The organism is Bacteroides sp. AF39-11AC, assembly GCF_003474285.1.
Lineage (GTDB): Bacteria > Bacteroidota > Bacteroidia > Bacteroidales > Bacteroidaceae > Bacteroides.
In genome coordinates, this window is record NZ_QROH01000001.1 from 474265 (window position 1) to 498406 (window position 24142).

Consider the following 24142-nt stretch of genomic DNA (forward strand, 5'->3'; position numbering starts at 1 on the left):
GATTAGTGAGGATGGAAGATTGGAGACAGAGGACACGGCTCTTATTGGGTGAGGAGAAGATGGAACGTTTGCAGCAGGCACACGTGCTTGTAGTGGGTCTTGGTGGAGTAGGAGCGTATGCAGCGGAGATGATTTGTCGTGCCGGAGTGGGACGCATGACGATTGCGGATGCGGATACAGTGCAACCTACGAATATCAACCGTCAGCTTCCGGCCTTACATTCTACATTGGGAATGAGCAAGGCGGAAATCTTGGAGAAACGTTTCCGGGATATTAATCCGGAAATTGAATTGACGGTGTTGCCGGTATTCCTGAAAGATGAGAATATTCCCGAACTGCTGGATGCAGCATCCTATGATTTTGTAGTGGATGCCATTGATACGCTGGCTCCGAAATGTCATTTGATTGCAGAAACTTTAAAGCGACATATTAAGATTGTTTCCAGTATGGGAGCCGGAGCAAAGAGTGATATAACCCAGGTCCGCTTTGCCGATATATGGGATACCTATCATTGCGGACTGAGCAAGGCAGTCAGAAAACGACTTCAGAAAATGGGAATCAAGCGTAAACTGCCGGTGGTATTCAGTACGGAACAAGCGGATCCGAAAGCTGTACTGCTGACAGAGGATGAAATGAATAAGAAATCAACATGCGGAACAGTCAGCTATATGCCGGCGGTATTTGGATGCTATCTGGCGGAGTATGTGTTGAAGAGATTATGATCAGCAAGCGCATCTTTTGCCACCTTATTGGCAAAGAATCAGTACTTAACATTAGATAAAGATGAAGTATATATGATACAATTACAAGGAATAACCAAGAGTTTCGGTAGCCTGCAAGTTTTGCGGGGGATTGACTTGAATATAGATAAAGGCGAGATCGTTAGTATCGTTGGCCCGAGTGGAGCGGGAAAGACTACTTTACTTCAAATTATGGGAACCTTGGATGCCCCTGATAGCGGTACGGTAACTATCGACGGTACTTTGGTCAGCCGTATGAAGGAGAAGGAACTGTCGGCTTTCCGTAACAAACATATAGGGTTTGTCTTTCAGTTTCACCAGCTTTTACCGGAATTTACGGCATTGGAAAACGTGATGATACCTGCATTTATTGCCGGTGTGGGGCAGAAAGAAGCTACTGCATCTGCATTGGAACTGTTGGAGTTTATGGGACTGACAGATCGCGCCGGGCATAAGCCTAATGAACTTTCTGGTGGGGAGAAACAACGTGTGGCCGTAGCCCGTGCTCTCATTAATCATCCGGCTGTGATACTGGCTGACGAACCTTCGGGTAGCCTGGATACTCATAATAAGGAAGAATTGCATCAGCTTTTCTTCGACCTTCGCAATCGTTTCGGACAAACATTTGTTATTGTTACTCACGATGAAGGATTGGCACAGATTACGGACCGTACGGTGCACATGGTTGACGGGGAAATAGTTTAATCTTATTTTCCCGTACTCATTACTACTGAATCATTATCGCTATTGTTTACTTTTCTTTGTATTGCTTTGAATTTACGTCCGAAAGAGAAATTGTAGGATAAGCTGACCAGAAACATATGTGAGCTTTCCTTAATATAGCTTTTAGTCTTGTACGAGGCAAATTGATTCCAATTCTCATTCTCTACTTTATAATTATCAGTGAATGGGTTGAAAGCGCCTACACCTAAACGGAGATCTTTATATTTATAATATAGAACTAATATCTGGATATTTTCTCCTCCTGAGAGGGTCTCTCCCCAGAAGTTGTTCCAATTGGTATTGATTTGCCAGAACAAGGAGAATCGTTTGTAATTGAATGAAGCTTGTCCTTCGTAATACCAGTTGGTATAAGTGTGAGAGTAATTGTTTCCATGACTTATATAATGGTTCACTCCTCCTGTGAATGAAAGTTGCAGCATATCCCATAGTGGGCCTACCCGGAGCATCAGACGTCCGGATAACTTTTGCCAGTCTTTCTGGTTATCCCACGTTTGTACTATTTTATTGCCTTCCTGTAACTTTTCATCCATAATGGCATTGGGAGATAATTGTATGCATCCCATAGGTTACTGTAGAAAATACCTTTCTTCCACTCATAAGTCAGTTCCGTACGATAGCATATGTACGATTTCAGATTCGGATTTCCACGACGTATCTGGAAAGAGTCTATAGTTTGTTCTATAGCACTCCACTGAATATATGGCTATTCCCTTGATTCATACGGGTATCGTAATTATGCCCGTTCCGGTATTCGTTGTTAGAGTATGATGCTGGAAAGTACTAATCTATTTTTTTATTTAGAAAAACAAACTACTTTTAAGTTCGTTTCTATAATGGGCAGCTAGTATCTATGACATTTTGTTATACCTTTACCCCGATTTTTATAATTTATATAGATTACATTATGAGAAAAGTAGTTCTTACTTTAGTTACATTAGCATTTGTGTCATTTACATATGCGCAGGATGTAGCTTTCGATTCTTTCAAACGAATCGAATCGGATAAGGTGTTGAACCTGTCAGCCGATCAAATTGCAAAAATCAAAAAACTAAATAGAGAAGTTGGCCCCAAGTTTAAAGCTATCGGACAGAGTAATCTTCCTGGGTACGAAAAAGGGCAGAGGAAAAGAGCATTGGCTCTTGAACACAAAGCTGCCATTAAAGCTATCTTGTCAGAGAAGCAGGTTAAGTTATGGGAAGAGCATTACGGAAGTATGGATAACAGGAAAGGTCTGCGTGGCATCATGAAAGGTGATTATGATCATCGATTGGGTCAATTGGAAACCAATTTTGAAAAGGATAAGGAGGCAATTGAGAATAGCTCTTTATCTAAAGACGCAAAGAAAGCCAAGGTAAAAGCACTTAAAAATGAATATAAACAAGAAAAAGAGCGATTGAAGAATGAACGTGATACTGCAATAAAATCAGGAGTTTTGGAAAAGTGATTGAATCATTCAAAACAAACATAATGACCGATTCTTTCCAGGTCCGTTTCTGTAAATTCCTCATAGAGGGAGAAAGGCTTAAGGCTCGTTAGCGAGCCTTTTTTCTTGCGGTATTCCACAATGGCTTTGGCTTGGTAGAAGTTGATATAGGGATGGGAGCGCAATTTGTCCACACTGATACGGTTTAGGTTAATGCGGCGAACAATCGTCGGGTCAATGCTGAACCAGGCTTGCAGTTGCTGAGTATTCAGGTTGATATCCTTTAGCTGCTCTATTTGGTAGAATCCGCCTAATCTCTGCCGATAACCAACTATCAGCCGAGCAATGCCACTTCCGATACCCGGAATCTTCTTTAATTCGGTGGTGTCGGCGCGATTCAAATCAAGAATGGTTCCGGCTTCATATTTGATATTCTCCACCGATGCGGTTTGTGCAATGTACAATTGTGTGGTATGATATACAGTATCTTCCGGTGGGATATGTATGTAAGAAGAAAGGATGGAATATTGTTCTTCCGTCATTCCATATACTTTCTTAAAATCTTCCGGTTTACGGAATTTACCACCTTTTGTCCGATAATGCAGGATATTTTTTGCCATCCAAGCCGGCAATCCTAAATGTCGGAATGTGATGGAGTCTGCTGTATTTGGATTGAAAGAAGTCAGGACTACAGGAATGTTCTCTTCTTTTCTCTTATAAGTCGTATATTGCCTTTCACTGGGTTGCTCTTTCTCTTCCAATGAGGCTATGAATTCTTCATATTCTTGTTGGGCATTAGCTTGTATAGCCATATCATTCGGGGAGATAGGATTCCTTCGTTGCCAGGCGGATATAAGATGCCCGGAGAGAAAAACGATACAAATAACTGCTATGAGCATCAGGATACCTCGTTTTTCTCCCCGGGAAAAGTAAAAGTAATCTTTAAATGGATTTTGCATCTCCTACAATTTCAAGAAGCCCAGTTCTTTGATGAAGATAAGTGAAATTGCTATCGGAGCTATAAACTTCAATATGAATATCAGTAATTTGTAGAACGTTACTTTCAGCATTCCATTGTTACTTACTTCTTCCCAGACAATCTTCTTATTCAGGTACCAACCGGTAAAGATGGAAATGCACAGACCACCTAATGGCAACATAATTTTAGCTGTGACAAAGTCGAACAGGTTGAATAAGTTCAAACCGAATATAGTGTATCCCTTACCTGCACCGAGCGAAAGTGAACACAAAATGCCTAAGAACATACAACCGCCTGTTACAAAACTTGCTGCACGTTTCCGGCTCAGATGGAATTCTTCGTGAAGGTAGGCTGTCACTACTTCATGCATGGAAATGGTAGAAGTAAGTGCGGCAACTGCCAGAAGAATATAGAACATGACTGAGAATATATAGGCCAATAAAGGTACTCCGCTAAACGCTTGTTGGAAAACATTGGGCAGTGTAATAAAGATGAGACTTGGACCGGCATCCGGTTGGATACCTACCGAGAATGCAGCGGGGAAGATGATCAGCCCTGCCAATATAGCGACAAATGTATCGATGATACTAACACTAAAAGCTGTTTTAGTCAGATTCGTATCTTTTTTGAAATAGGATGCATAGGTACAGAGACATCCCATTCCCAAACTTAATGAGAAAAATGCCTGTCCCATGGCACTCAGGAATACATTCGCATTCACCTTATCCCATTCGGGTTTCAAGAGAAACTCGAGACCAGCACCTGAACCCGGCAATGCAATAGAACAGCCAGCCAATATAATCAGCAGGATAAATAGCATTGGCATCATAATTTTAGCAGACTTTTCGATCCCTTTTTCCACCCCTTTTACGATGATAAAATGAGTGGCAAGAAGAAAGAGTACCAGCCAGATGACCGGACGCCAGGGATTAGAAGAAAATGAATTGAATGTATTGATGTAATCGGCTGCCGTTTTTCCGGCAAAGTTATCGGTAACAGCTTCACCAATGAATTCCAGAGTCCAACCGGCTACTACAGAGTAATAACTCAAAATCAGAAACCCTGCTAATACACCCATGCGGCCTACCCAGCGCCATTGTGTACCGGGTGCCAGTTTTTGGTAAGCTCCTGCTGTATTGGCGCGTGAATGTCGCCCGATGAGGAATTCGGATACCATGATAGGGATTCCTAAAATAAGTACACATGCTAAGTAAATGAGAATAAACGCAGCACCGCCATGATTGCCAGTCTCGTAGGGAAACCGCCAGATGTTACCCAGACCGACTGCGGAACCTGCCGAAGCAAGTATGACGCCTAATTTGCTCCCGAAATTGGCTCTGTCATTTTTAGTCATAAAAAAGTAGATTTTTCTTTCATTTCGTTATTATTCTCTACTAGAACATGCAAATATAGAAAATGTTCTGTACTTTTGTGCACAAATCGTTCATAAATTGAGATATGCTATACTATATTAAAAAATATCCGGTATCGTTGCTGATTATATTGACAGTGATTTATTTGTCGTTCTTTAAACCGCCAACAACGGAATTAAGCCGAATACCGAATATTGATAAAGTTGTACATATTTGTATGTATTTAGGCATGTCAGGCATGTTGTGGCTGGAGTTTCTGCGTGCTCACCGCAGAAATGATTCCCCTTTATGGCATGCATGGATGGGGGCATTTGTGTGCCCCGTATTATTTAGTGGAATGGTGGAATTGCTGCAGGAATATTGCACTACTTACCGTGGCGGCGATTGGCTGGACTTTGCAGCGAATACAACAGGAGCGTTTATAGCCTCAATGATAGGTTATTTTGTACTGCGTCCGTGGATGGCGAAAAAACAATAAGTAGTGTCGATTATAAGTAATCAATCACTGTACTCAGTTTAATTCCGTTGGATCCTTTGATCAGGATGGTTTTTCCATGAGGTTTATTCTTTTGTAAAGCTTCGATAACTGCCGAGGCATCCGGATAGGTCGGGAAGTTATGCTTTGCAGCAGCGAACTGATCGCCTACCAGCATTACTTCTTTAAAACCACATTCTGTCAGGAAGTCTGCAATCTTCTGATGTTCTTCCGGACCGTCCTTCCCCAATTCCCTCATATCTCCTAATATCAGCATTTTATTGTCGACCTCCATGTTGTGGAAGTTGCTGATTGAGGCCTGCATACTGGTAGGGTTAGCATTGTATGCATCAATAATCAATGTATTGTCTGCTGTCTGTTTTAGTTGCGAACGATTGTTTTGCGGAGTATATTCTTTTAAAGCGGCATCTATTTTTTCTGATTCTACATTAAAGAAGTGCCCGATAGTAACAGCAGCAAGTGCATTGGCGAAATTATATTCACCGATTAGCTGTGTTTTCACTTCATGATGCTCACCGTCTTTGCCTGCTTTCCATTCAAAAGTCAGATAAGGCGAGTTGCCTGTAACATGTCCGTTGATGTATAATTCATCTGCACTTCCATAAGGAATCAGCTTCAATCCCCAAGCCATATTTCTCAGATATAAATTATCATGGTGGATGAAGATAGTAGAGTTTTTACGCTCACGAAGGTAGTCATACAGTTCTCCTTTGGTTTTGATAACTCCTTCGAAAGAACCGAAACCTTCCAGATGTGCTTTACCCACATTCGTGATAATTCCATAATCCGGTTCGGCGATCTCTACTAATTCCTTGATGTCGCCCGGATGGCTGGCGCCCATTTCTATGATGCCGAGGTCATGTTCCGCTTTCAGACGTAACAGAGTGAGAGGGACCCCTATATGATTGTTCAGATTACCTTGCGTATAAAGTACGTTATATGTCTTTGAAAGAACAGCTGCAATCAATTCTTTGGTAGTGGTCTTTCCGTTGGTTCCTGTGATGCCGATAATACGTGTACCTATTTGACGGCGGTGATAATTGGCGAGTTCTTGCAGAGTGTGCAGGCAACTATCTACCAGTATATAATGTGGGTCTTCTACAGGTACATATTCGGCTTCATCTACTATAACGTAACTACTTCCCGATTCCAATGCTTTGACAGCAAAAGCGTTTCCATTGAAATTGTCACCTTTTAGTGCTATGAATAAAGAACCTTCAGGGCAGTTGCGGCTGTCCGTAGTCACACTGGTACATTCCAGAAATATCTTGTATAGGGTGGTGATATTCATAACTATCTCCTTTTTAAAACGTTGTTATTTTCTGTTCTCTAAAACGTTGCAAAGATAGATATTCTCCGCTACAGTGATACATTTGCAATGAAAATGTTTTTATTCTTTCAAAGGTAAAATCAGAATAAAACGGGAACCTGTGGTGTAGGTTGAATCAATAGTCAGGCTACCCCCCATTTTCTTCGCAATTAGGCGGCTGAGGGCAAGCCCTAATCCGGTACCCTTTGAAAATGTATCTAACTTGGCAAATCGTTCGAACACAAAATCTTGTTTGTCTTGGGGAATGCCAATGCCGGTGTCGGTGATGCAAATCATGATTTGCTTTTGTTTGGAAAGAATGCGCCAGCTAAGTGCAATGCTGCCTTCCTCTGTAAATCTTGCCGCATTGTGAAGCAAATGTAATACTACCTGTCCAAGACGTGTCGGATTTGTATGCAGATAGAGTTCGCTCTGTTCCGGTTGATAAGAAAGAACGACTCCGGGTTTAACCAAACCTTTTGCACGTTCCATCCATTGTAGACAAAGTTCATTTAGCTCACTCTTTGTGTCGATAGGGATGGTAGTGCCACTATCAAGACTGGATAATTCCAATACGTCGTCTACTAATTGAAGCAGATGATTACTGCCTTGCTCGATGATAGTTGTATATTCTTTCGATTCTTCGTCTTCTTCAGAGATCTTGCTACTGAGTATTTGCGAGAAACCAACTATGGAATTGAGTGGTGTACGTATCTCATGGCTCATATTCTGTATGAATTCAGTTTTCATACGGCTGGCACTCTGTTCTGCATCTTTAGCACGGCGTAGAACTTTATTCAGCCGGGTTTCGCGAAAAAACATAATGCCGACAATTACTACTATGATGCATAATAGAATGATGATACGCCAGCGTGTTTCTAATTGTATTTCCTGATTTTTCTGTATTAACTCCTTATTCTCCAAATTCAGATGTTCCATTCCCAAAATGGTTGCGAACTCTCCTACAGCTATGTCTTCCTGGGCGCTATTCAGTGAATCACTGAGTTCAAAAGCTTTTTCATAACTCTCAATAGCTTTCTGGTAGTCTTTTTTAGCAGTATAAATAGACCCGCGTGTGCGATATAGTGTAGGGGTGATAAATCCACTCTGGCTAAGCTTTTCAAAGGCTTGCTGGAATACATCCAGGGCTTTATCGTATTCACCGGTTTCTATGTAATAATTGGTTTCAATTTCCAGTAGATTAGTGGCACGCTTAATGCGTAATTCTGTATTCTTGTTGAAAAGTTGTGTGGTTTCTTTTAATGTTTCCCGAGCTTTGACCATATCTTTGGTATGAATGTAATAACGGAGTAGTCCGCATAGATAAGCTCCCTGGTTTAGTTCATTACCTATATACAATTTACTTTCTTCAAGAGCTTCCCAAGCCTTTTTCGGTTCATTGGTACGGAGGTAGCAGTTACTTAATTCAAGATATTTATTTGTCAGATTATACTTATTTAGATTATATTTTAATGTGAGATCTATCAGTTTTTGTGCATATACAGTGGCTTGCTTATAGAGTTCTTTACTCTGATAGATACGTAATAGTGCCTGATAACAATTCTGCATGCCATCGATTTCTTTTCGGCTTTCCGACTCTTGTTGCATCTTGTTGGCTTCATAGAGAGCCAGGTTTAATTTCTTTTGTCTTGTATAGTAAGTTATGAGGCGGTTGCCCCAGGCAAAATAATAATATTGGGGCTGATTGGTTTTCCGGGCAAAGTCTTTAATCATATTGGTATATAATATCAGACTGTCTTCTTGACCTTCAAAGAACGGGCTGAAATAAAAATGGTCCGTTTTGCTGGAGATGGCGACTGCCTGCATTCGTATATCTCCTTTTTCTTTGGCCATAAGAAAGAGGGTATCAAGCATTTGCATGACAGAGGGAGATTTGATTTCTGCCTTGCAATGTTGATAGTATACAAACAATGTACTGTCTACATGATACTTTTCTTGTTCGCTTGTTTCTTGTCCGTAAAGTCGCCACGGAATAAGCAACCAGAAAAAGAGTACGAAAGGAGAGGTCAATCTGCCTATCTTGTATATTTTCATAGTTTACTACTTTTATCTGTTAGTTGACAATCCTGAGCAAAGTTAATTTGTTTTTTTATATTTTATAGGATTATGCTGACCTTTTTTGTTTACATTTGCAAAGTATAAACGAAAAAGGACTATCCATGGAAACATTATCTTCTAAATATATCAATGTCAACGGTTCTTTACTCGACCTTTCTGTACCCTGCGTTATGGGAATATTGAATATTACCCCTGATTCTTTCTATGCTGGTTCACGTATGCAAACTGAAGCTGAAATAGCTGCACGGGCGCAACAGATATTGGATGAAGGTGCCGGGATTATAGATATCGGTGCATATTCTTCCCGCCCGAATGCAGAAAACGTTTCTCCCCGTGAAGAAATGGAACGTTTACGCATGGGATTGGAAATCTTGCGTAAAACACACCCCGGAGCTGTTATTTCTGTTGATACCTTCAGGGCAGATGTGGCACGGATGTGTGTGGAGGAGTATGGAGTAGCAATTATCAACGATATTGCTGCCGGAGAGATGGATACGGATATGTTTCGTACAGTGGCCGAACTGAATGTACCTTACATTATGATGCATATGCAGGGAACTCCGCAGAATATGCAGCAACATCCACACTACGATGATCTTCTGAAAGAGGTGTTTTTGTATTTTGCGCAAAAGGTGCAGCAGTTACGTGACCTGGGTATGAAGGATATCATTCTTGATCCGGGGTTTGGATTCGGCAAAACTGTGGAGCATAACTATGAACTCCTTGCACATCTCGAAGAGTTTCGTGTTTTTGAATTGCCTTTGTTGGTAGGCGTTTCCCGTAAGTCCATGATTTATCGCTTATTGGGTAACACTCCGCAGGATGCATTGAACGGAACAACGGTACTTGATACTATTTGCCTGTTGAAAGGAGCTGATATCCTCCGGGTACATGATGTACGCGAAGCCGTAGAAACAGTGAAGATTGTGGAGGCAATGCGGAAAAATAGTGATAAGGTGATAGAGTGATAAGTGATATAAGGAAAGTCACTTAGCTCATAAAACATAATTCATAAATCATAATTCTTATGTTTTTTGATATTGGAGTAAAAGATATTATTGACGTTCTTCTGGTTGCATTTCTGCTTTACTATACGTATAAGTTGATGAAAGCTTCCGGTTCTATCAATGTGTTTACAGGTATCCTGATATTCATATTGATCTGGTTGGTAGTGTCACAGGTATTGGAGATGAAACTGCTCGGTTCCATCTTTGATAAATTGGTGAGTGTAGGAGTAGTAGCACTTATTATCCTCTTCCAGGATGAGATACGGCGCTTTTTGTTGACGCTTGGTTCACACCAGCATGCCAGTGCTTTGGTACGTTTCTTTACCGGGAATAAAAAAGAAAATATGCAGCACGATGAAATCATGCCGGTGGTCATGGCATGTATCAGTATGGGCAAACAGAAAGTGGGAGCCTTGATTGTGATTGAACATAACTTCCCTTTGGATGATGTGGTGCGTACGGGTGAAATTATCAATGCTGATATTAACCAGCGTCTGATAGAGAATATATTTTTTAAGAACAGCCCTTTGCATGACGGCGCAATGGTTATCAGTAAAGGTCGTATAAAGGCAGCGGGATGTATTTTACCGGTATCGCATAATCTGGATATACCGAAGGAACTGGGATTACGCCATCGTGCAGCGATGGGAATTTCTCAGGAATCTGATGCACTTGCCATTATTGTTTCCGAAGAAACCGGATCCATTTCTGTAGCCTATAAGGGGCAATTCCACTTACGTTTGAATGCGGAAGAGCTGGAAAGCCTGTTGACAAAAGAAAATTAGTTTCAGGTGTGACAAAATGATACTAAGTAGCGTCTTATATACTGAAAAACAGAACTTATATAAAGAACATATTATTAGCAATCTTAAAAAACAGAAAGATGGATAGACGGAATTTCTTACGGATGGGGAGTCTGGCAGTATTAGGTTCGCTGGCTGCTCCGTCGCTTGCCTTGCCTGATACGGTACGGGGAGCTTTGGGAGGAACGGATAACAAATCTGCCGTAGCTGCGGCTATGAACCATTTTGGTGTGACAGAGGCAGACCTGAAGAAGGTGCTGACTGCTGCACTTGAAAAAGGTGGAGATTATGCGGATCTTTATTTTGAACACTCTTTTAACAATGCTGTAGCCCTGATGGATGGCAAAGTGAACAATTGTAGTTCAAATATTGACTTCGGTATGGGTGTGCGTGTATTAGCCGGTGATCAAAGCGGTTATGCTTATGTAGAAGGTGTAACGTTGGAAGAAATGTTGCGTGCCGCACGTACGGCTGCCCGTATTGCTTCTTCCGGTAAGGCCGGAAAGCCTGTTGCATTTAAGGAGAAGACGATTGAAAGAGACCGTTATTCTGTAGTTACTCCTTGGGAAGAAGTGAGCCTGAAGGAGAAAATGCCTTATCTGCAAAAACTGAATGATAAAGTATTTGCGTTGGATAATCGTGTACGTAAGGTACAGGCTTCTTTGAGCGACAACACAACACATGTGCTGTTCTGTAATTCAGAAGGTGTGACTTACTATGATTACCGTCCGATGGTATCCTATATGGCTTTCTGTATTATGGAAGAGAACGGACGTATGGAAAATAACTACGCTACCCGTTCCTATCGTAAAGGCTTTGAGTTTATGACGGATGATATCATCGAAGTGATAGCCCGCGAAGTGGTAGATAATACAGCAATCATGTTTAAAGCCATTAAGCCTAAAGGTGGCGAACTCCCTGTGGTGATGGCATCTGGCGGTTCGGGCATTTTGTTGCACGAAGCTATCGGACATGCGTTTGAAGCTGATTTCAACCGTAAGAATGTTTCTATCTTTGCCGATCAGTTGAACAAGAAAGTATGTAATGAACATATCAGTGTGGTAGATGACGGTACGATTCCTTTCAATCGTGGTTCTGTAAACTTCGATGATGAGGGTATAGAAGGACAAAAGACTTATATCGTGAAGGATGGCGTATTGACCAGCTATCTGCACGACCGTATCAGCTCAAAACATTACGGTGTGGCTCCTACCGGAAACGGACGTCGCGATACTTTCCGTAATGTACCTATTCCTCGTATGCGTGCCACGTATATGGAAGCCGGAGATATGAAGGAAGAAGATATCATTTCTACTGTAAAGAACGGTATCTATGCACAGCAGTTCACCAATGGACAGGTACAGATTGGTGCTGGTGACTTTACGTTCTTCGTGAAATTCGGTTATATGATTGAAGACGGTAAGCTGACGCAGCCTGTCAAAGATATCAATATTATCGGTAACGGACCGAAAGCATTGGCAGACATCACGATGGTGGCAAGCAATGACCAGATCGATAACGGTACGTGGACATGCGGTAAGGACGGACAATCTTGTCCGGTGACTTGCGGTATGCCTTCGGCTTTAGTAAGTAAATTAACTGTAGGAGGAGAAAACTGATGATAACAGATAATAATAAAAAACTGGCTCAATGGGCGATGGATTTCGCTCTGAAGAATGGTTGTCAGGCAGCCAAAGTTGTATTGTATGCCAATTCAAACACTTCTTTCGAATTGCGTGACGCTAAGATGGATCGTCTGCAACAAGCTTCTGAAAGTGGTATGGGAATCAATGTATACGTAGACGGACGTTACGGTAATTATTCTACCAACCGTCTGGATAAGAAAGAACTTGAAACGTTTATCAAGAATGGTATCGAGTCTACCCGTTATTTGGCTCCGGATGAATTCCGTGTATTGGCAGATCCTGCCCGCTACTATACAGGTGGGAAACCCGATTTGCAGATGTTCGATGATAAGATCTTCGGTGTTAATCCGGATGATAAAGTAGCTTTGGCCCGTGCTGCCGCTGAGGAGGCTATGGGCAAGAATGACCGCATCATTTCAGTAGAGACCTCATACAGTGATGGTGAGAATGCTTCTTACCGTCTGATGAGTAATGGTTTTGAGGGTGAATCCAAATCAACTTGGTATTCAGTTTCTGCCAGTGTAGCCATCAGAGGTGAGGGTGAAGCCCGCCCGTCTGATTATTGGTATGGAAGCTCTCTGTTCTATGATAAATTGCCTAAAACAGATATCGGTTCAGTAGCATTGGAACGTGTATTGCGTAAATTGGGACAGAAGAAAGCTAAGTCCGGTAAATATACAATGGTGGTTGATCCTATAAATTCGGGACGTATGCTGAGCCCTGTGTTGAGCGCTCTTTATGGCTCCTCTTTGCAGCAAAAGAACTCTTTCCTGATTGATAAACTGGATCAGAAAGTATTCTCGGATAAGCTGACCGTAATGGATGATCCGCACGTGATAGGTGCCAACGGTTCACGTTACTTCGACAATGAAGGTGTGGCAACGGAACACCGTCCGATTTTTGAAAATGGTGTGTTGAAGACTTACTTCTTTGATACTTATAATGCCAAGAAGATGGGTGTAGCTCCTACTATTAGCGGTCCGTCACGTCTGGTACTTACTCCGGGTGACAAAGATCTTAATGGCTTAATTGCTGATGTAGCGAATGGTATCCTTGTTACCGGCCTGAATGGTGGTAACAGCAATAGCAACACAGGTGACTTTTCTTACGGTATTGAAGGATTCCTCATAGAGAATGGTAAGTTGACGCAGCCTGTCAATGAAATGAATGTTACCGGAAACTTCCTGACGCTGTGGAATTCGTTGGCGGCTATCGGTAATGATGCCCGTACGGATCGTAGCTGGTTAGTTCCTTCATTAGTGTTTGAAGGAGTTGATTTCAGTGGACTTTAAAGATTCTAAATAAAAGAAATCCCGCTTTTCTATGGTGTTTATCACGGAAAAGCGGGATTAATTAATAATATAGGTATGAAAGCAATTGACTGGATAAATCATCTTAATATGAGTCGCCATCCTGAGGGTGGATATTACAAAGAAATATTCCGTTCCGAAAAACTGGTTGATAACGATAAATCAGCCATGACCTCCATTTATTATCTGTTGGAAAATGAAGATAAATCAGCTTTCCACAGACTGACTTCCCCCGAAGTATGGTACTACCATGCGGGATATCCCCTGATGCTACATGTGATCCATCCCGATGGTAGATTAGTTACTCACTTGATGACTGCTGACTTTTCGGGCGAACAGCAGGTTGCCATTGAACCCGGATGTTGGTTTGCTGCTGAGTTGCCTTCGCATTTCGGATATGCATTGGTCAGTTGTGCTGTTGCTCCCGGTTTTACCTTCGATGATTTTGAATTGGGTACGTTCGATCGTTTATCGAAACTTTACCCGGATCATGAAGATTTGCTAAAACGGTTGTGTCAATAAAGGATTTATGGTAAGAAGTATCATGCTTCTTTGATAATATCCAGTACCTTTATTGCAGCCGGAAAACCGATATAAGGCATACATTGTATGACGGCGGCAGTCAGCGTTTCCTTACTGTTCCCTACTTTCAGATTGGCCTGAAGATGTAATGGGAGTTGAGATTCCGCACCAATTACAGTCAACACGCAGAAGGTTAATAATTCACGCATTTGGGCATTCAGTCCGCTTCGGGTTTGGAAATCTCCGAAATGAACTTCAGTCAGGAAACGTGCTACGTCGGCTCCCATGCCGCCCGGAACATCTTTCAGAAATTCCTTCATAGCCTCTCCGTAAAGCGGTTCCTGAATGGCAAGGCCTTTCTCCAAACGATTTTCTTCTGTCACTTTCTCCTGTTTTTCCAAAGGCAGCTTGATACCTCTTTCTGTAAATGTGGAGTTTATTGCACCTAATGCATTCAGTACTTTGGGAAAACCAATGAAAGGAGCAAGTTGATAGATAGCTTCGCGCAATTCAATCGGAGTCACCCCTACATTTAATGTAGCTCCGGCATGACTCTTGAGCTGTGGCAGTTGCTGCATGGCGGCTAATGATACGCAAGTAATCATCTCACGGGTTTTCATATCCAGATCACCTGTGCGGAACACTTCTCCAAAGATATATTTCTGAAGTATATCCATCATTTCCGGATCTGTGCCTTCTCCGGTCAGAGCTTCTCCTCCAAATAGTTGGGTGAAGTTTTCTTTGCACAAATCAACTCTGTTCATATCCTTTTTATTCTCGCTTCTTTGGTCTTTTACAGCTTCCGCATATTCTTCATCATTCACCACCTCAAGCCAGGTATTCTGATTCGTTTGCGGATTGCATGCTATGGCAAGGTGTGAGAACCAACTATCGGGTGCGGCGCCGTGCCAATGTTCTACGTTGGGAGCGATTTCTACTATATCGCCGGGCAATAGGCGGCGTGCAGTCTTTCCGCGTTCCTGATAATAGCCTATACCACCTACGGCAATTAGTAGTTGTCCGCCTGTGTGACTGTGCCAGTTGTTGCGGCAACCGGGCTCAAACGTAACGTTGGACATCGGTACATTTAATTCTTTGCTGGTTGTCAAAGGTGCCAGCCAGGATTTACCTGTGAAATACTGTGCGTAGCCAGTATTCTCTTCCCCTACCGGGAAGTCACTGATTTTAGGAACTTCTGTTTTCATATCTTGTGCGTTTATATTGCCTGTACCGATTAAAGCAACCGTCATGGCAATGATTATTCTTTTCAGATTCATAATATCTTGTTTTATGGTGATAGATTCTATTGTCTTTCAATCTTTACGACGACATTGCCTGCTACGTCGAAAGCTTCTATTCCGTTTCCGTCGATCTGCCCCAGATGTATCAGTTCGCTGCTGTGGCTTCCACTTTTATAAAAGAGAGCGACGTTTCCCCAGGGAGCGTACAAATCAATATCTCCACGCGATGGAGTATGCCCCTTGGGTGCACCTTCGGTATTGAATGCAGGTTCCGGATAAAATATCTTTTCTGCTCCGGCATAATCATTCATAGTAACTTCTATAGGCAGACGTGATAGGAAATCACGAGTTGTAACATTGTCTTTCATCGTTGCGGTAACTTCACGGTTACCTACGGTTATCTTTATTTTCATACTATTATCTTCTGGTTTATTATCTTCATCACCATCATTTCCGGGAGTTTCCGGTTGTTCAGTTTCCGGTTCCTCAAAACCATTGGGAGAATTGCTGCATGCCGTTATTGTAAGGGCAAACAATAACATTACTGGAAATAAGAATAGCTTTTTCATATTACTTCTTTATTAAATTAAGATTTATATCTGCTTCATTCACAATGCAAAATTACCGAAGATGTTCCATAAACGTTGTATACAGATTACAGATAAAAGTAACTGAATTACTGTTTTTGTCAGTTGGCGAGAGTAATTTTAAAAGAAGAGGATACTTAACATGACGACTGGGGTAGCCTTGAATAACGACTGAGACTACCTCGAATAATGTCTTACAACCCATATAGATATAAAATACGGAATTCCAAGACCTGATTTAGCTTATATCGGGATGGGAATGAATTAAAGATTACTGATGTACTTTTGTTAGTTCAGCATCAGACTCATGTATGCTTGTTCCGAAGCAAATACTTTTTCTGTTAATTGCCCGATGGTTAGTTGCTCATGTGCGCCTGGAAGGCGTCTGTGACTATACATACATTTCCCTTTATTCAGGTAATAATAACCATTGTTGGCTGAAAGTTCGTTGTCAATGAGATCAATGTTCATTTCTTCCTCGGGATGTGTGGCTGCATAAAGTTGCAGTACAGGTTTGGCCTGAATGATGCGTATCATACCCAAATCGAAAGAGGTTTGGTCTTTTACGGGAGGTATGATGATATCAAGACTTTCGGTCTGCATGTCTTGGCAGATGTGGGTGAGCAGCAAACGCTCTGCTTCGAGAGTATTTGCAAATAGTTCATTTATAAATAGTTTGGAAGCTTCTTCATCGGGATAGACAATGGCAAGAGCGGCAATTCCAGATTCATTCGAAAGAGTGAAAATGCACCCACAACTCAGATTGAGGTCGGCCAGTATGACGTAGAAGTCTGTCTTTGTATGTTGCAGGCAGCAAGGGCGTTCCTGCATTTTGCGATTCAGATATTGGTAGACATCTTCATCATAGTCTGTGTAAGCCTGAAAGCACCAACCAGTCTCGGCAGATGAAGTGAGAGAAGGAGCATCCGTTTCATCTGTTGGTAAATGAAAAGTGCGTTTACCGTAACGGAAAGCCGTTGCGTAACCTACGCGTGCATAATAATCAAATAACCAAGACTCGGCAGGAATAAGGGTCGTAAATGCGATATCATTACGATACATGCGTCCGAATGCCTGGGACAACAATTCTCGCATAACGCCCCGGCTACGGTAGTCGGGGTGAGTACAAGCGCCCGAAATGTATGCAGTCGGTACGTTATTACCATGGAAAGTTATTGGATAGGGAAGCATTTGCAAGGCGGCAATGACTTCATCGCCACTTTCGATGGCAACATTCACTTCGCTGTTGTAACGAAGGCTGAAGTACATATCTACAAATTCGTCATTATCGTTAAAACAAAGCTTCCACAACTTCTTTACCTTTTCACGCATTATTTCTATCTCCTATTCAAATGCTTACTATCTTTTACTTATTTATTACTTGCTATTAACTTACTTAAAAGAATCTTACCATTTCACCGGATCTACAGGGGTATCTTTTAGGCAAGCCATATATTTCTCCAGAATAATCACTGGCTGGTAGGATAATTTGGCTTTGCGTAGTCCTTCGATACCCAAATCTTCTTCCCGGTTGATATAAGTATATTGTTCGGGAATATGATTGGCAAATTCATAATTTATCATGGTGTAGGCACCATCAATCGTGGTGTCTGCTTTTTCTACATGTACGCCGAAAGTATCCTGGTTGATGGGCATACCGAAAGTGAAAGCTACAATTTTACCATCTACATGAAGAATACCTCCTGTCAGGCCAAGGGCATCGAAGTTATGCAGTGCATATATGAGGGCACGACGTTCGTTACCCGTACCTTCGTGCTGGTCGCAATTGTTCACTTTGCACCATTCGGCTTCCAGATCGAGACATTCCTGTATACGGTCGGAAGTGAGAGGAACATATTCATAATTAGTATAGGTCCGGCGGAATTTATTGAGGTGGTTCCGTTTGGCCTGGAACTTCTTGCCGGCCAATGTGGCAAGGTCGGTTCGAAGATACAGGTAATCGGCATAATCCCTGTCCGCTTCGAAATGAAACTTATCAGGCATTATGGCTTCCAAGTCAGCCCGCATGCCTGCGCATACTCCGAGCATACAGAAGCGTTCACCTTCATGGTTGGCATCTTCTATCATATCCTCCAGCACTTTCTTTAAATCTCCATTCCCGACTGGCATCATGTATACCAATTCTTCTCCTGCCCAGAATTTCAGTATCAGGAAGCCGTCCTGTACTGCAAACTTGGTGTCATAAAGGAAACGCCAACTACAGAGATTGGAAAATGAAAGGTCACAGTTGCGTCGGGGACTATGCTGTGTATAAGATGTAATGAGTTCTTTATCTTTAAGTTCGATGTCTTTAAATGATATCATATCGTCGTTTTCGTTAGTTTCAATATAAAGAATAACAAAGATAAGGAGAAATTGTTATAGCAACCCTAATAATCGCAAAATAGTTGGCGTAAGTAGGGCGGTGAAAATACCATTCAGTGTAAGTCCAAGACTGGCGTAAGCTCCGTATTTGCTACTGATATCCATGGCGGTGGAAGTTCCCACAGCATGGGCAGCAGCTCCCAGGGATAATCCTTGGGCTATAGGACTCTTAATACGCGTAAGTTTCAGGGTTTTTATTCCGACAATACTACCCAGTAAACCGACGCAAACCACTACGGCAGCCGTCAGTGCAGGAATGCCGCCTAATGTATCTGCTACTTCCATGGCAATAGGGGTAGTAACAGATTTAGGTGCCAATGAATAAATAATCTCCTGCGGTGCTCCCATCAGTTTGGCAATCACCACTACGGAAACTACCCCGATGATACAACCTGCCAATTGTGAAAGCAGGATCGGGGCCAATTGCTTCTTTATGGCCTCCAATTGTAGATATAGAGGTACGCCAAGGGCTACTACTGCCGGTTTCAGCCAGAACTCAATGAGGTATCCGCCTTTGTTGTAGGTTTCGTAGTTGATATGTGCCAGTTTCAGAAAGATAATCAGGATGGCGATAGTCAACAAAATGGGGTTAAGCAATAAAATACCAGTTTTCTTTTGCAACAGCTTTGAAAAGAAAAACACGCCGAAAGTAACGGCTAACAAGAAGAATTCGTTGTCTAAGTAACTCATTTGATTTTGCGTGCTAATTGATGAACCCACCCTGTAACGATTAAAACCAACAGGGTACTAACTAAAGAAGCAATCACTATCGGCCAGAATTGAGCAGCGATAATATCAAAATAAAGCATGAGAGCTACACCGGGAGGAACAAAGAAGAATCCCAAATTAGCAACCAGAAAGTCGGACAATCCCTGCACCCATTGCAGTTTAATCCAACCCAATTTCAGGAAAAGGGTGAGCAACAGCATACCTATGATGCTGGACGGAAGCTTGATATCCGTAAGAAAAACAACCAATTCACCCAAAGCCAGGCATCCGAAAAGGATGGCGCATTGACGAATCATACTATATTACCTATTTATTATTATTAAATTCAACTCTCTTTGGGCAATAACTTTCTTAATAACTGACCGAAAGTTGAATTGTTTACTGAAAACGCTGCAAAGTTAGGTGTTTTGTAGATTGGCTGTCACAGTTTCTTGCGATATTTCTTTCTATTTGTACGTTTTGTGCCAGCTTAGTGTTAAATATTATAATAATTGCGGTTTGGAACACAAAAATGCCCCGAATTGCAATGTTGATATTGCAAAATTGTGTACTTTTGCGGCGTGAATAACACATCTACCGAATTTTTATACACAATTTATATATATGCAGAGATTAATTAATGAAATCGTTGAGCGTGCGAAAGCCGACCGCCAACGTATTGTTCTTCCTGAAGGAACGGAAGAACGTACTTTGAAAGCTGCCAATCAAATTTTGACAGATGGAGTTGCTGACTTGATTCTTCTGGGTAATCCGGACGAAATTAACGCTTGTGCAACAGAATGGGGACTTGGAAACATCAGTAAGGCTACTATTATTGATCCGGAGAATCATCCGAAGAAAGAAGAGTATGCACAATTGTTGTGTGAACTTCGCAAGAAAAAAGGTATGACTATCGAAGAAGCTCGTAAGTTGGTACTTAACCCGCTCTATCTGGGCTGTCTGATTATTAAGAATGGTGATGCTGACGGTCAATTGGCAGGTGCACGCAATACGACGGGTGATGTATTGCGTCCGGCATTGCAAATCATTAAGACAACTCCGGGCATCACTTGTGTATCCGGTGCAATGTTGTTGTTGACACACGCTCCCGAATATGGAAAGAACGGTATTTTGGTGATGGGTGATGTAGCTGTTACACCGGTTCCCGATGCAGAACAACTGGCGCAGATTGCGGTTTGTACCGCTCGCACTGCTAAGTCAGTGGTAGGTATGGAACCTAAGGTAGCGATGCTGAGCTTTTCAACTAAAGGTTCTGCTAAACATGAGGTTGTGGATAAAGTAATTGAAGCTGTGAGAATTGCCCATGAAATGGCTCCCGACTTAGCTCTCGACGGTGAGTTGCAGGCTGATGCTGCATTGGTTCCAGAAGTAGGTGCCAGCAAAGCTCCGGGTTCTCCGATTGCCGGAAGCGCAAATGTGTTGATTGTACCGAGTCTTGAAGTAGGTAATATTTCTTATAAATTGGTACAACGTTTAGGTCATGCAGATGCAGTAGGTCCCATTTTGCAGGGTATTGCCCGTCCGGTGAACGATCTTTCACGCGGTTGCTCCATTGAAGATATTTATCGCATGATTGCGATTACTGCTAATCAGGCTATTGCAGCAAAGGATCATAAATAACTATTAAATCTGAATATATAAAATGAAAGTCTTAGTATTAAACTGCGGTAGTTCGTCCATCAAATACAAATTGTTTGATATGGATCATAAAGAAGTGATCGCACAGGGTGGTATCGAAAAAATTGGCCTGCAAGGCTCTTTCCTGAAATTTACTTTGCCTAGCGGTGAAAAGAAAATTTTGGAGAAAGATATTCCTGAACATACCGTAGGGGTAGAATTTATTCTGGATACATTGACCAGCCCTGAATATGGTGCTATTAAATCTTTAAATGAAATTAACGCAGTAGGTCACCGTATGGTGCATGGTGGTGAGAAATTCAGTGAATCTGTATTACTGACACAGGAAGTTCTGGATGCTTTTACTGCTTGCAACGATCTGGCTCCGCTTCACAATCCTGCTAACCTGAAAGGTGTAAACGCTATCTCTGCTATATTGCCTAATGTACCACAAATTGGTGTATTCGATACTGCATTCCATCAGACTATGCCTGACTATGCTTATTTGTATGCTATTCCTTACGAATTGTATAAAAAGTATGGCGTACGTCGTTATGGTTTCCACGGAACTTCTCACCGTTACGTTTCACAACGTGTGTGCGAATTTCTGGGTGTGAATCCTGAAGGAAAGAAGATTATTACTTGTCACATTGGTAACGGTGGTTCTATCACTGCTGTAAAAGATGGTAAGAGTATTGATACCAGCATGGGTTTGACTCCGCTGGAAGGCTTGATGATGGGTACACGTAGTGGTGACATTGACGCCGGTGCCGTAACTTTCATTATGGAAAAAGAGAATCTGAATGCTGCCGGTGTATCTGACTTGCTGAATAAGAAGAGCGGTGTAATGGGTGTCTTTGGTGTATCCAGTGATATGCGCGAGTTGGAAGCTGCTGTTGCTGCTGGTAACAATAAAATGGCCGACCTGACTGAAAAGATGTATTTCTACCGTATTAAGAAGTATATCGGTGCTTATGCTGCTGCTTTGGGTGGCGTGGACATCATTGTATTTACAGGTGGTGTAGGCGAAAATCAGGCTTCTTGCCGTTCAGGAGCATGTGAAGGTTTGGAATATATGGGTGTGAAACTGGATCTGGAAAAGAATAAGATTCGTGGAGAAGAGGCAGTGATTTCTGCTGAAGACTCTAAGGTGAAAGTTGTAGTTATCCCAACTGACGAAGAGTTGATGATTGCTTCGGATACTATGGCTATCTTAAATAAGAAATAATCCTTGAAAAGTTAATAATCTCGCAATCGCGATGTAACAATAAAGCCGGAAGCAATGCGGATTGCCTTCCGGCTTTATTTTTTTACAGTATCTGCTCCAAGAACTGGCTTAAAATCCTTATCTTTGCTTGTCTCTTAAGAGAAAGCGACATTTATTCAAACTACTTTAAATATACCAATTTATGAAAAGATTCATGTATTTATTGTTCTTTGTCCTGTTGGCAGGTGTGACGTATGCCCAACAGGCAAAGTATGTATTTTATTTCATCGGTGATGGAATGGGAGTGAACCAAGTGAACGGTACGGAAATGTATCTGGCTGAACAGGAAGGACGCATTGGTGTGACACCGTTGTTGTTTACTCAGTTCCCGGCTGTGGGTGTTGCCACAACTTTCTCTGCAACCAACTCTGTAACGGACTCTTCTGCTGCCGGAACAGCTTTGGCTACCGGAGTGAAGACGTATAACGGTGCTATCGGTATGGATGACCAGAAGAATGTGATTCAGACTGTTGCCGAGAGAGCAAAGAAAGCCGGAAAGAAAGTTGGTGTAACTACCAGTGTCAGTGTGGATCATGCTACTCCTGCTGCTTTCTATGCGCATCAGCCTAATCGTAATATGTATTACGAGATTGCTCTTGACTTGCCGAAGGCTAACTTTGATTTCTATGCAGGTGGTGGTTTCCTGAAGCCAACTACTACGGCTGACAAGAAAGAAGCTCCAAGCATTTTCCCCATCATTGAGGAAGCCGGTTATACGATTGCAAAAGGTGTAGACGATTTTAAAGCTAAAGCTGCTCAGGCTGATAAGATGGTGCTGATTCAGAAAGATGATGCCAACCCTTCTTGCCTGCCTTATTCTATTGACCGTAAAGATGGTGACTTGACTCTTGCTGAGATTACTGAAAGCGCTATTTCTTTTTTGACTAAAGGTAAGAATAAAGGTTTCTTCCTGATGGTAGAAGGTGGAAAGATAGACTGGTCTTGCCATTCAAATGACCCTGCTACTACTTTCGAAGAAGTGATAGATATGGACAATGCTATCAAGGTTGCGTATGAGTTTTATAAGAAGCATCCCAAAGAAACTTTGATTGTGGTAACGGCAGACCATGAAACTGGTGGTTTAGGATTGGGCACCGGCAAGTATGAATTGCATCTGAAAGCCTTGAAAAATCAAAAACAATCTCAGGATTTACTTTCTGTTGCTATCACTGATTTGCGTAAGGCAAAAGGACATGATGTGACTTGGGAAGATGCCAAAGCACTGTTGACAGAAAAGATGGGCTTTTGGAAAGAATTGCCTTTGACTTGGGAACAGGAAAAGATGTTGCGTGATGAGTTTGAACAGTCGTTTGTAAAGAACAAGGTCGTGTTCGAAGAAACTCTTTACTCAAAGACTGAACCGTTGGCTGCTTCTGCAAGAAAAGTAATGAGCCAGATTGCTATGGTAGGTTGGACAAGCGGCAGCCATACAGCAGGATATGTACCTGTATATGCGGTGGGTGCAGGCTCTAAGGAATTTGCTGGCAAATATGATAATACGGAAATCCCGAAGCGTATAGCAAAGGTTGCGGGATATAAATAATCAGATATTGATTTGTTTCAGGCGCGGATTAAGCGGATAATACGGACTACACAATCCGTATCCGCTTAATCCGCGCTTGTTGTATAATAACGTGCTGCTACTTCTACATTCATATTAGCTATTATTACTTTAAGTCTTCCTTGACTATTTCGTCCATTTCTTTGAGACGTTTCTTCCGCTCTTTTGCAGACTTTACTTTCTGATCCTTGTACCCAAGATCTGTATGCTCAGAAACTTCTTCACTGAATTCTTCGAATTCATCCTTTGCCGGACGACCATGCGGGTCGATATTCTCTTCGGCAATTGCATTATTCCTATAAATCAAATCATCCATAACTGTAT

The 24142-nt window shown here is 42.0% G+C and carries 23 protein-coding genes and 1 pseudogene; 12 read left to right on the top strand and 12 right to left on the bottom strand.

Going from position 1 to position 24142, the window contains the following annotated elements; all coding sequences use genetic code 11:
- Nucleotides 1-11 precede the first annotated feature (11 nt).
- Both DW036_RS01495 and DW036_RS01500 read left to right on the top strand, forming a co-directional pair.
- Entirely contained in the window at nt 12-722 is a 711-nt protein-coding gene (locus DW036_RS01495) for a ThiF family adenylyltransferase (protein ID WP_118460742.1), read from the top strand.
- A gap of 72 nt (nt 723-794) precedes the next feature.
- Nucleotides 795-1445, top strand: a complete 651-nt coding sequence (locus tag DW036_RS01500) for an ABC transporter ATP-binding protein (RefSeq protein ID WP_118461165.1) — start codon at nt 795-797, stop codon at nt 1443-1445.
- A 2-nt stretch (nt 1446-1447) separates the two neighbouring features.
- Here the strand turns inward: DW036_RS01500 and DW036_RS01505 are convergent.
- Nucleotides 1448-2172, bottom strand: a pseudogene (locus DW036_RS01505) (TonB-dependent receptor); the annotation flags it as partial.
- 216 nt (nt 2173-2388) lie between these two features.
- Here DW036_RS01505 and DW036_RS01510 point away from each other — a divergent pair.
- Complete coding sequence (locus DW036_RS01510; RefSeq protein ID WP_233560213.1) at nt 2389-2928, top strand: hypothetical protein; 540 nt, start codon at nt 2389-2391, stop codon at nt 2926-2928.
- A 5-nt stretch (nt 2929-2933) separates the two neighbouring features.
- On the opposite strand, the gene DW036_RS01515 is transcribed toward DW036_RS01510, so the two are convergent.
- Entirely contained in the window at nt 2934-3866 is a 933-nt protein-coding gene (locus DW036_RS01515; protein ID WP_118460746.1) for a helix-hairpin-helix domain-containing protein, read from the bottom strand.
- Nucleotides 3867-3869: 3 nt separating this feature from the next.
- On the bottom strand, nt 3870-5240 hold the full coding sequence (locus tag DW036_RS01520) for a sodium-dependent transporter (RefSeq protein WP_118460748.1): 1371 nt from the start codon (nt 5238-5240) through the stop codon (nt 3870-3872).
- A gap of 104 nt (nt 5241-5344) precedes the next feature.
- On the opposite strand from DW036_RS01520, the gene DW036_RS01525 reads away from it, so the two are divergent.
- Nucleotides 5345-5737 carry a VanZ family protein gene (locus DW036_RS01525; RefSeq protein WP_118460750.1) on the top strand — a complete coding sequence of 131 codons (393 nt, stop codon included), beginning with the start codon at nt 5345-5347 and terminating at the stop codon, nt 5735-5737.
- A 10-nt stretch (nt 5738-5747) separates the two neighbouring features.
- Here the strand turns inward: DW036_RS01525 and murF are convergent, their stop codons facing one another.
- Both murF and DW036_RS01535 read right to left on the bottom strand, forming a co-directional pair.
- Nucleotides 5748-7046, bottom strand: a complete 1299-nt coding sequence (gene murF, locus DW036_RS01530) for a UDP-N-acetylmuramoyl-tripeptide--D-alanyl-D-alanine ligase (protein WP_118460752.1) — start codon at nt 7044-7046, stop codon at nt 5748-5750.
- A gap of 99 nt (nt 7047-7145) precedes the next feature.
- Nucleotides 7146-9119: a HAMP domain-containing sensor histidine kinase gene (locus DW036_RS01535; protein WP_118460754.1), complete on the bottom strand. Its 1974-nt coding sequence runs from the start codon at nt 9117-9119 to the stop codon at nt 7146-7148.
- Nucleotides 9120-9244: 125 nt separating this feature from the next.
- Between DW036_RS01535 and folP the strand changes: the two genes are divergently transcribed.
- The 5 genes from folP to DW036_RS01560 all read left to right on the top strand — a co-directional run bounded on the left by folP (nt 9245) and on the right by DW036_RS01560 (nt 14431).
- A complete protein-coding gene (folP, locus tag DW036_RS01540) occupies nt 9245-10111 on the top strand; it encodes a dihydropteroate synthase (RefSeq protein ID WP_118460756.1) in 867 nt (288 codons plus the stop codon).
- Between the two features lie 59 nt (nt 10112-10170).
- Nucleotides 10171-10935, top strand: coding sequence for a diadenylate cyclase CdaA (cdaA, locus tag DW036_RS01545; protein ID WP_118460758.1), 765 nt, complete (start codon nt 10171-10173; stop codon nt 10933-10935).
- Nucleotides 10936-11033: 98 nt separating this feature from the next.
- Nucleotides 11034-12572, top strand: coding sequence for a TldD/PmbA family protein (locus DW036_RS01550; protein WP_118460759.1), 1539 nt, complete (start codon nt 11034-11036; stop codon nt 12570-12572).
- Nucleotides 12572-13891, top strand: coding sequence for a TldD/PmbA family protein (locus tag DW036_RS01555; RefSeq protein ID WP_118460761.1), 1320 nt, complete (start codon nt 12572-12574; stop codon nt 13889-13891). The genes DW036_RS01550 and DW036_RS01555 overlap by 1 nt, the downstream gene beginning before the upstream one ends.
- A gap of 75 nt (nt 13892-13966) precedes the next feature.
- A complete protein-coding gene (locus DW036_RS01560) occupies nt 13967-14431 on the top strand; it encodes a cupin domain-containing protein (protein ID WP_118460763.1) in 465 nt (154 codons plus the stop codon).
- Nucleotides 14432-14451: 20 nt separating this feature from the next.
- Here DW036_RS01560 and DW036_RS01565 read toward each other — a convergent pair whose 3' ends face one another.
- From DW036_RS01565 to DW036_RS01590, 6 genes are all read right to left on the bottom strand, one after another.
- Nucleotides 14452-15708 carry a carboxymuconolactone decarboxylase family protein gene (locus tag DW036_RS01565; RefSeq protein ID WP_118460765.1) on the bottom strand — a complete coding sequence of 419 codons (1257 nt, stop codon included), beginning with the start codon at nt 15706-15708 and terminating at the stop codon, nt 14452-14454.
- Nucleotides 15709-15734: 26 nt separating this feature from the next.
- On the bottom strand, nt 15735-16241 hold the full coding sequence (locus DW036_RS01570; RefSeq protein WP_118460767.1) for a cyclophilin-like fold protein: 507 nt from the start codon (nt 16239-16241) through the stop codon (nt 15735-15737).
- A gap of 306 nt (nt 16242-16547) precedes the next feature.
- On the bottom strand, nt 16548-17591 hold the full coding sequence (eis, locus tag DW036_RS01575; protein ID WP_118460769.1) for an enhanced intracellular survival protein Eis: 1044 nt from the start codon (nt 17589-17591) through the stop codon (nt 16548-16550).
- Nucleotides 17592-17666: 75 nt separating this feature from the next.
- The gene (locus tag DW036_RS01580) at nt 17667-18584 is read right to left on the bottom strand and encodes a DUF2156 domain-containing protein (RefSeq protein ID WP_118460770.1); all 918 of its coding nucleotides are present in this window, start codon (nt 18582-18584) and stop codon (nt 17667-17669) included.
- Nucleotides 18585-18638: 54 nt separating this feature from the next.
- The gene (locus DW036_RS01585; protein ID WP_118460772.1) at nt 18639-19334 is read right to left on the bottom strand and encodes an LrgB family protein; all 696 of its coding nucleotides are present in this window, start codon (nt 19332-19334) and stop codon (nt 18639-18641) included.
- Complete coding sequence (locus DW036_RS01590) at nt 19331-19669, bottom strand: CidA/LrgA family protein (RefSeq protein WP_007660560.1); 339 nt, start codon at nt 19667-19669, stop codon at nt 19331-19333. The genes DW036_RS01585 and DW036_RS01590 overlap by 4 nt, the downstream gene beginning before the upstream one ends.
- Before the next feature lie 307 nt (nt 19670-19976).
- Here DW036_RS01590 and pta point away from each other — a divergent pair, with 307 nt between their 5' ends.
- From pta to DW036_RS01605, 3 genes are all read left to right on the top strand, one after another.
- Nucleotides 19977-20993 (top strand): phosphate acetyltransferase, encoded by a 1017-nt coding sequence (pta, locus tag DW036_RS01595; protein WP_118460774.1) that lies wholly within the window; start codon nt 19977-19979, stop codon nt 20991-20993.
- 22 nt (nt 20994-21015) lie between these two features.
- Nucleotides 21016-22218, top strand: coding sequence for an acetate kinase (locus DW036_RS01600; RefSeq protein ID WP_118460776.1), 1203 nt, complete (start codon nt 21016-21018; stop codon nt 22216-22218).
- A gap of 181 nt (nt 22219-22399) precedes the next feature.
- Complete coding sequence (locus DW036_RS01605; RefSeq protein ID WP_118460778.1) at nt 22400-23800, top strand: alkaline phosphatase; 1401 nt, start codon at nt 22400-22402, stop codon at nt 23798-23800.
- A 124-nt stretch (nt 23801-23924) separates the two neighbouring features.
- Here the strand turns inward: DW036_RS01605 and DW036_RS01610 are convergent, their stop codons facing one another.
- Nucleotides 23925-24134, bottom strand: a complete 210-nt coding sequence (locus DW036_RS01610; protein WP_118460780.1) for a hypothetical protein — start codon at nt 24132-24134, stop codon at nt 23925-23927.
- Nucleotides 24135-24142: the final 8 nt, after the last annotated feature.

What these genes read in the sequence shown, in the direction of transcription:
- pta (WP_118460774.1), top strand. Translation starts at nt 19,977, where the DNA reads ATGCAGAGATTAATTAATGAAATCGTTGAGCGTGCGAAAGCCGACCGC.
- DW036_RS01585 (WP_118460772.1), bottom strand. Translation starts at nt 19,334, where the DNA reads ATGAGTTACTTAGACAACGAATTCTTCTTGTTAGCCGTTACTTTCGGC.
- eis (WP_118460769.1), bottom strand. Translation starts at nt 17,591, where the DNA reads ATGCGTGAAAAGGTAAAGAAGTTGTGGAAGCTTTGTTTTAACGATAAT.
- murF (WP_118460752.1), bottom strand. Translation starts at nt 7,046, where the DNA reads ATGAATATCACCACCCTATACAAGATATTTCTGGAATGTACCAGTGTG.
- DW036_RS01590 (WP_007660560.1), bottom strand. Translation starts at nt 19,669, where the DNA reads ATGATTCGTCAATGCGCCATCCTTTTCGGATGCCTGGCTTTGGGTGAA.
- DW036_RS01495 (WP_118460742.1), top strand. Translation starts at nt 12, where the DNA reads ATGGAAGATTGGAGACAGAGGACACGGCTCTTATTGGGTGAGGAGAAG.
- DW036_RS01570 (WP_118460767.1), bottom strand. Translation starts at nt 16,241, where the DNA reads ATGAAAAAGCTATTCTTATTTCCAGTAATGTTATTGTTTGCCCTTACA.
- DW036_RS01555 (WP_118460761.1), top strand. Translation starts at nt 12,572, where the DNA reads ATGATAACAGATAATAATAAAAAACTGGCTCAATGGGCGATGGATTTC.
- DW036_RS01500 (WP_118461165.1), top strand. Translation starts at nt 795, where the DNA reads ATGATACAATTACAAGGAATAACCAAGAGTTTCGGTAGCCTGCAAGTT.
- DW036_RS01535 (WP_118460754.1), bottom strand. Translation starts at nt 9,119, where the DNA reads ATGAAAATATACAAGATAGGCAGATTGACCTCTCCTTTCGTACTCTTT.
- DW036_RS01525 (WP_118460750.1), top strand. Translation starts at nt 5,345, where the DNA reads ATGCTATACTATATTAAAAAATATCCGGTATCGTTGCTGATTATATTG.
- DW036_RS01565 (WP_118460765.1), bottom strand. Translation starts at nt 15,708, where the DNA reads ATGAATCTGAAAAGAATAATCATTGCCATGACGGTTGCTTTAATCGGT.
- DW036_RS01600 (WP_118460776.1), top strand. Translation starts at nt 21,016, where the DNA reads ATGAAAGTCTTAGTATTAAACTGCGGTAGTTCGTCCATCAAATACAAA.
- DW036_RS01515 (WP_118460746.1), bottom strand. Translation starts at nt 3,866, where the DNA reads ATGCAAAATCCATTTAAAGATTACTTTTACTTTTCCCGGGGAGAAAAA.
- DW036_RS01550 (WP_118460759.1), top strand. Translation starts at nt 11,034, where the DNA reads ATGGATAGACGGAATTTCTTACGGATGGGGAGTCTGGCAGTATTAGGT.
- DW036_RS01560 (WP_118460763.1), top strand. Translation starts at nt 13,967, where the DNA reads ATGAAAGCAATTGACTGGATAAATCATCTTAATATGAGTCGCCATCCT.
- DW036_RS01610 (WP_118460780.1), bottom strand. Translation starts at nt 24,134, where the DNA reads ATGGATGATTTGATTTATAGGAATAATGCAATTGCCGAAGAGAATATC.
- DW036_RS01520 (WP_118460748.1), bottom strand. Translation starts at nt 5,240, where the DNA reads ATGACTAAAAATGACAGAGCCAATTTCGGGAGCAAATTAGGCGTCATA.
- cdaA (WP_118460758.1), top strand. Translation starts at nt 10,171, where the DNA reads ATGTTTTTTGATATTGGAGTAAAAGATATTATTGACGTTCTTCTGGTT.
- DW036_RS01605 (WP_118460778.1), top strand. Translation starts at nt 22,400, where the DNA reads ATGAAAAGATTCATGTATTTATTGTTCTTTGTCCTGTTGGCAGGTGTG.
- DW036_RS01510 (WP_233560213.1), top strand. Translation starts at nt 2,389, where the DNA reads ATGAGAAAAGTAGTTCTTACTTTAGTTACATTAGCATTTGTGTCATTT.
- folP (WP_118460756.1), top strand. Translation starts at nt 9,245, where the DNA reads ATGGAAACATTATCTTCTAAATATATCAATGTCAACGGTTCTTTACTC.
- DW036_RS01580 (WP_118460770.1), bottom strand. Translation starts at nt 18,584, where the DNA reads ATGATATCATTTAAAGACATCGAACTTAAAGATAAAGAACTCATTACA.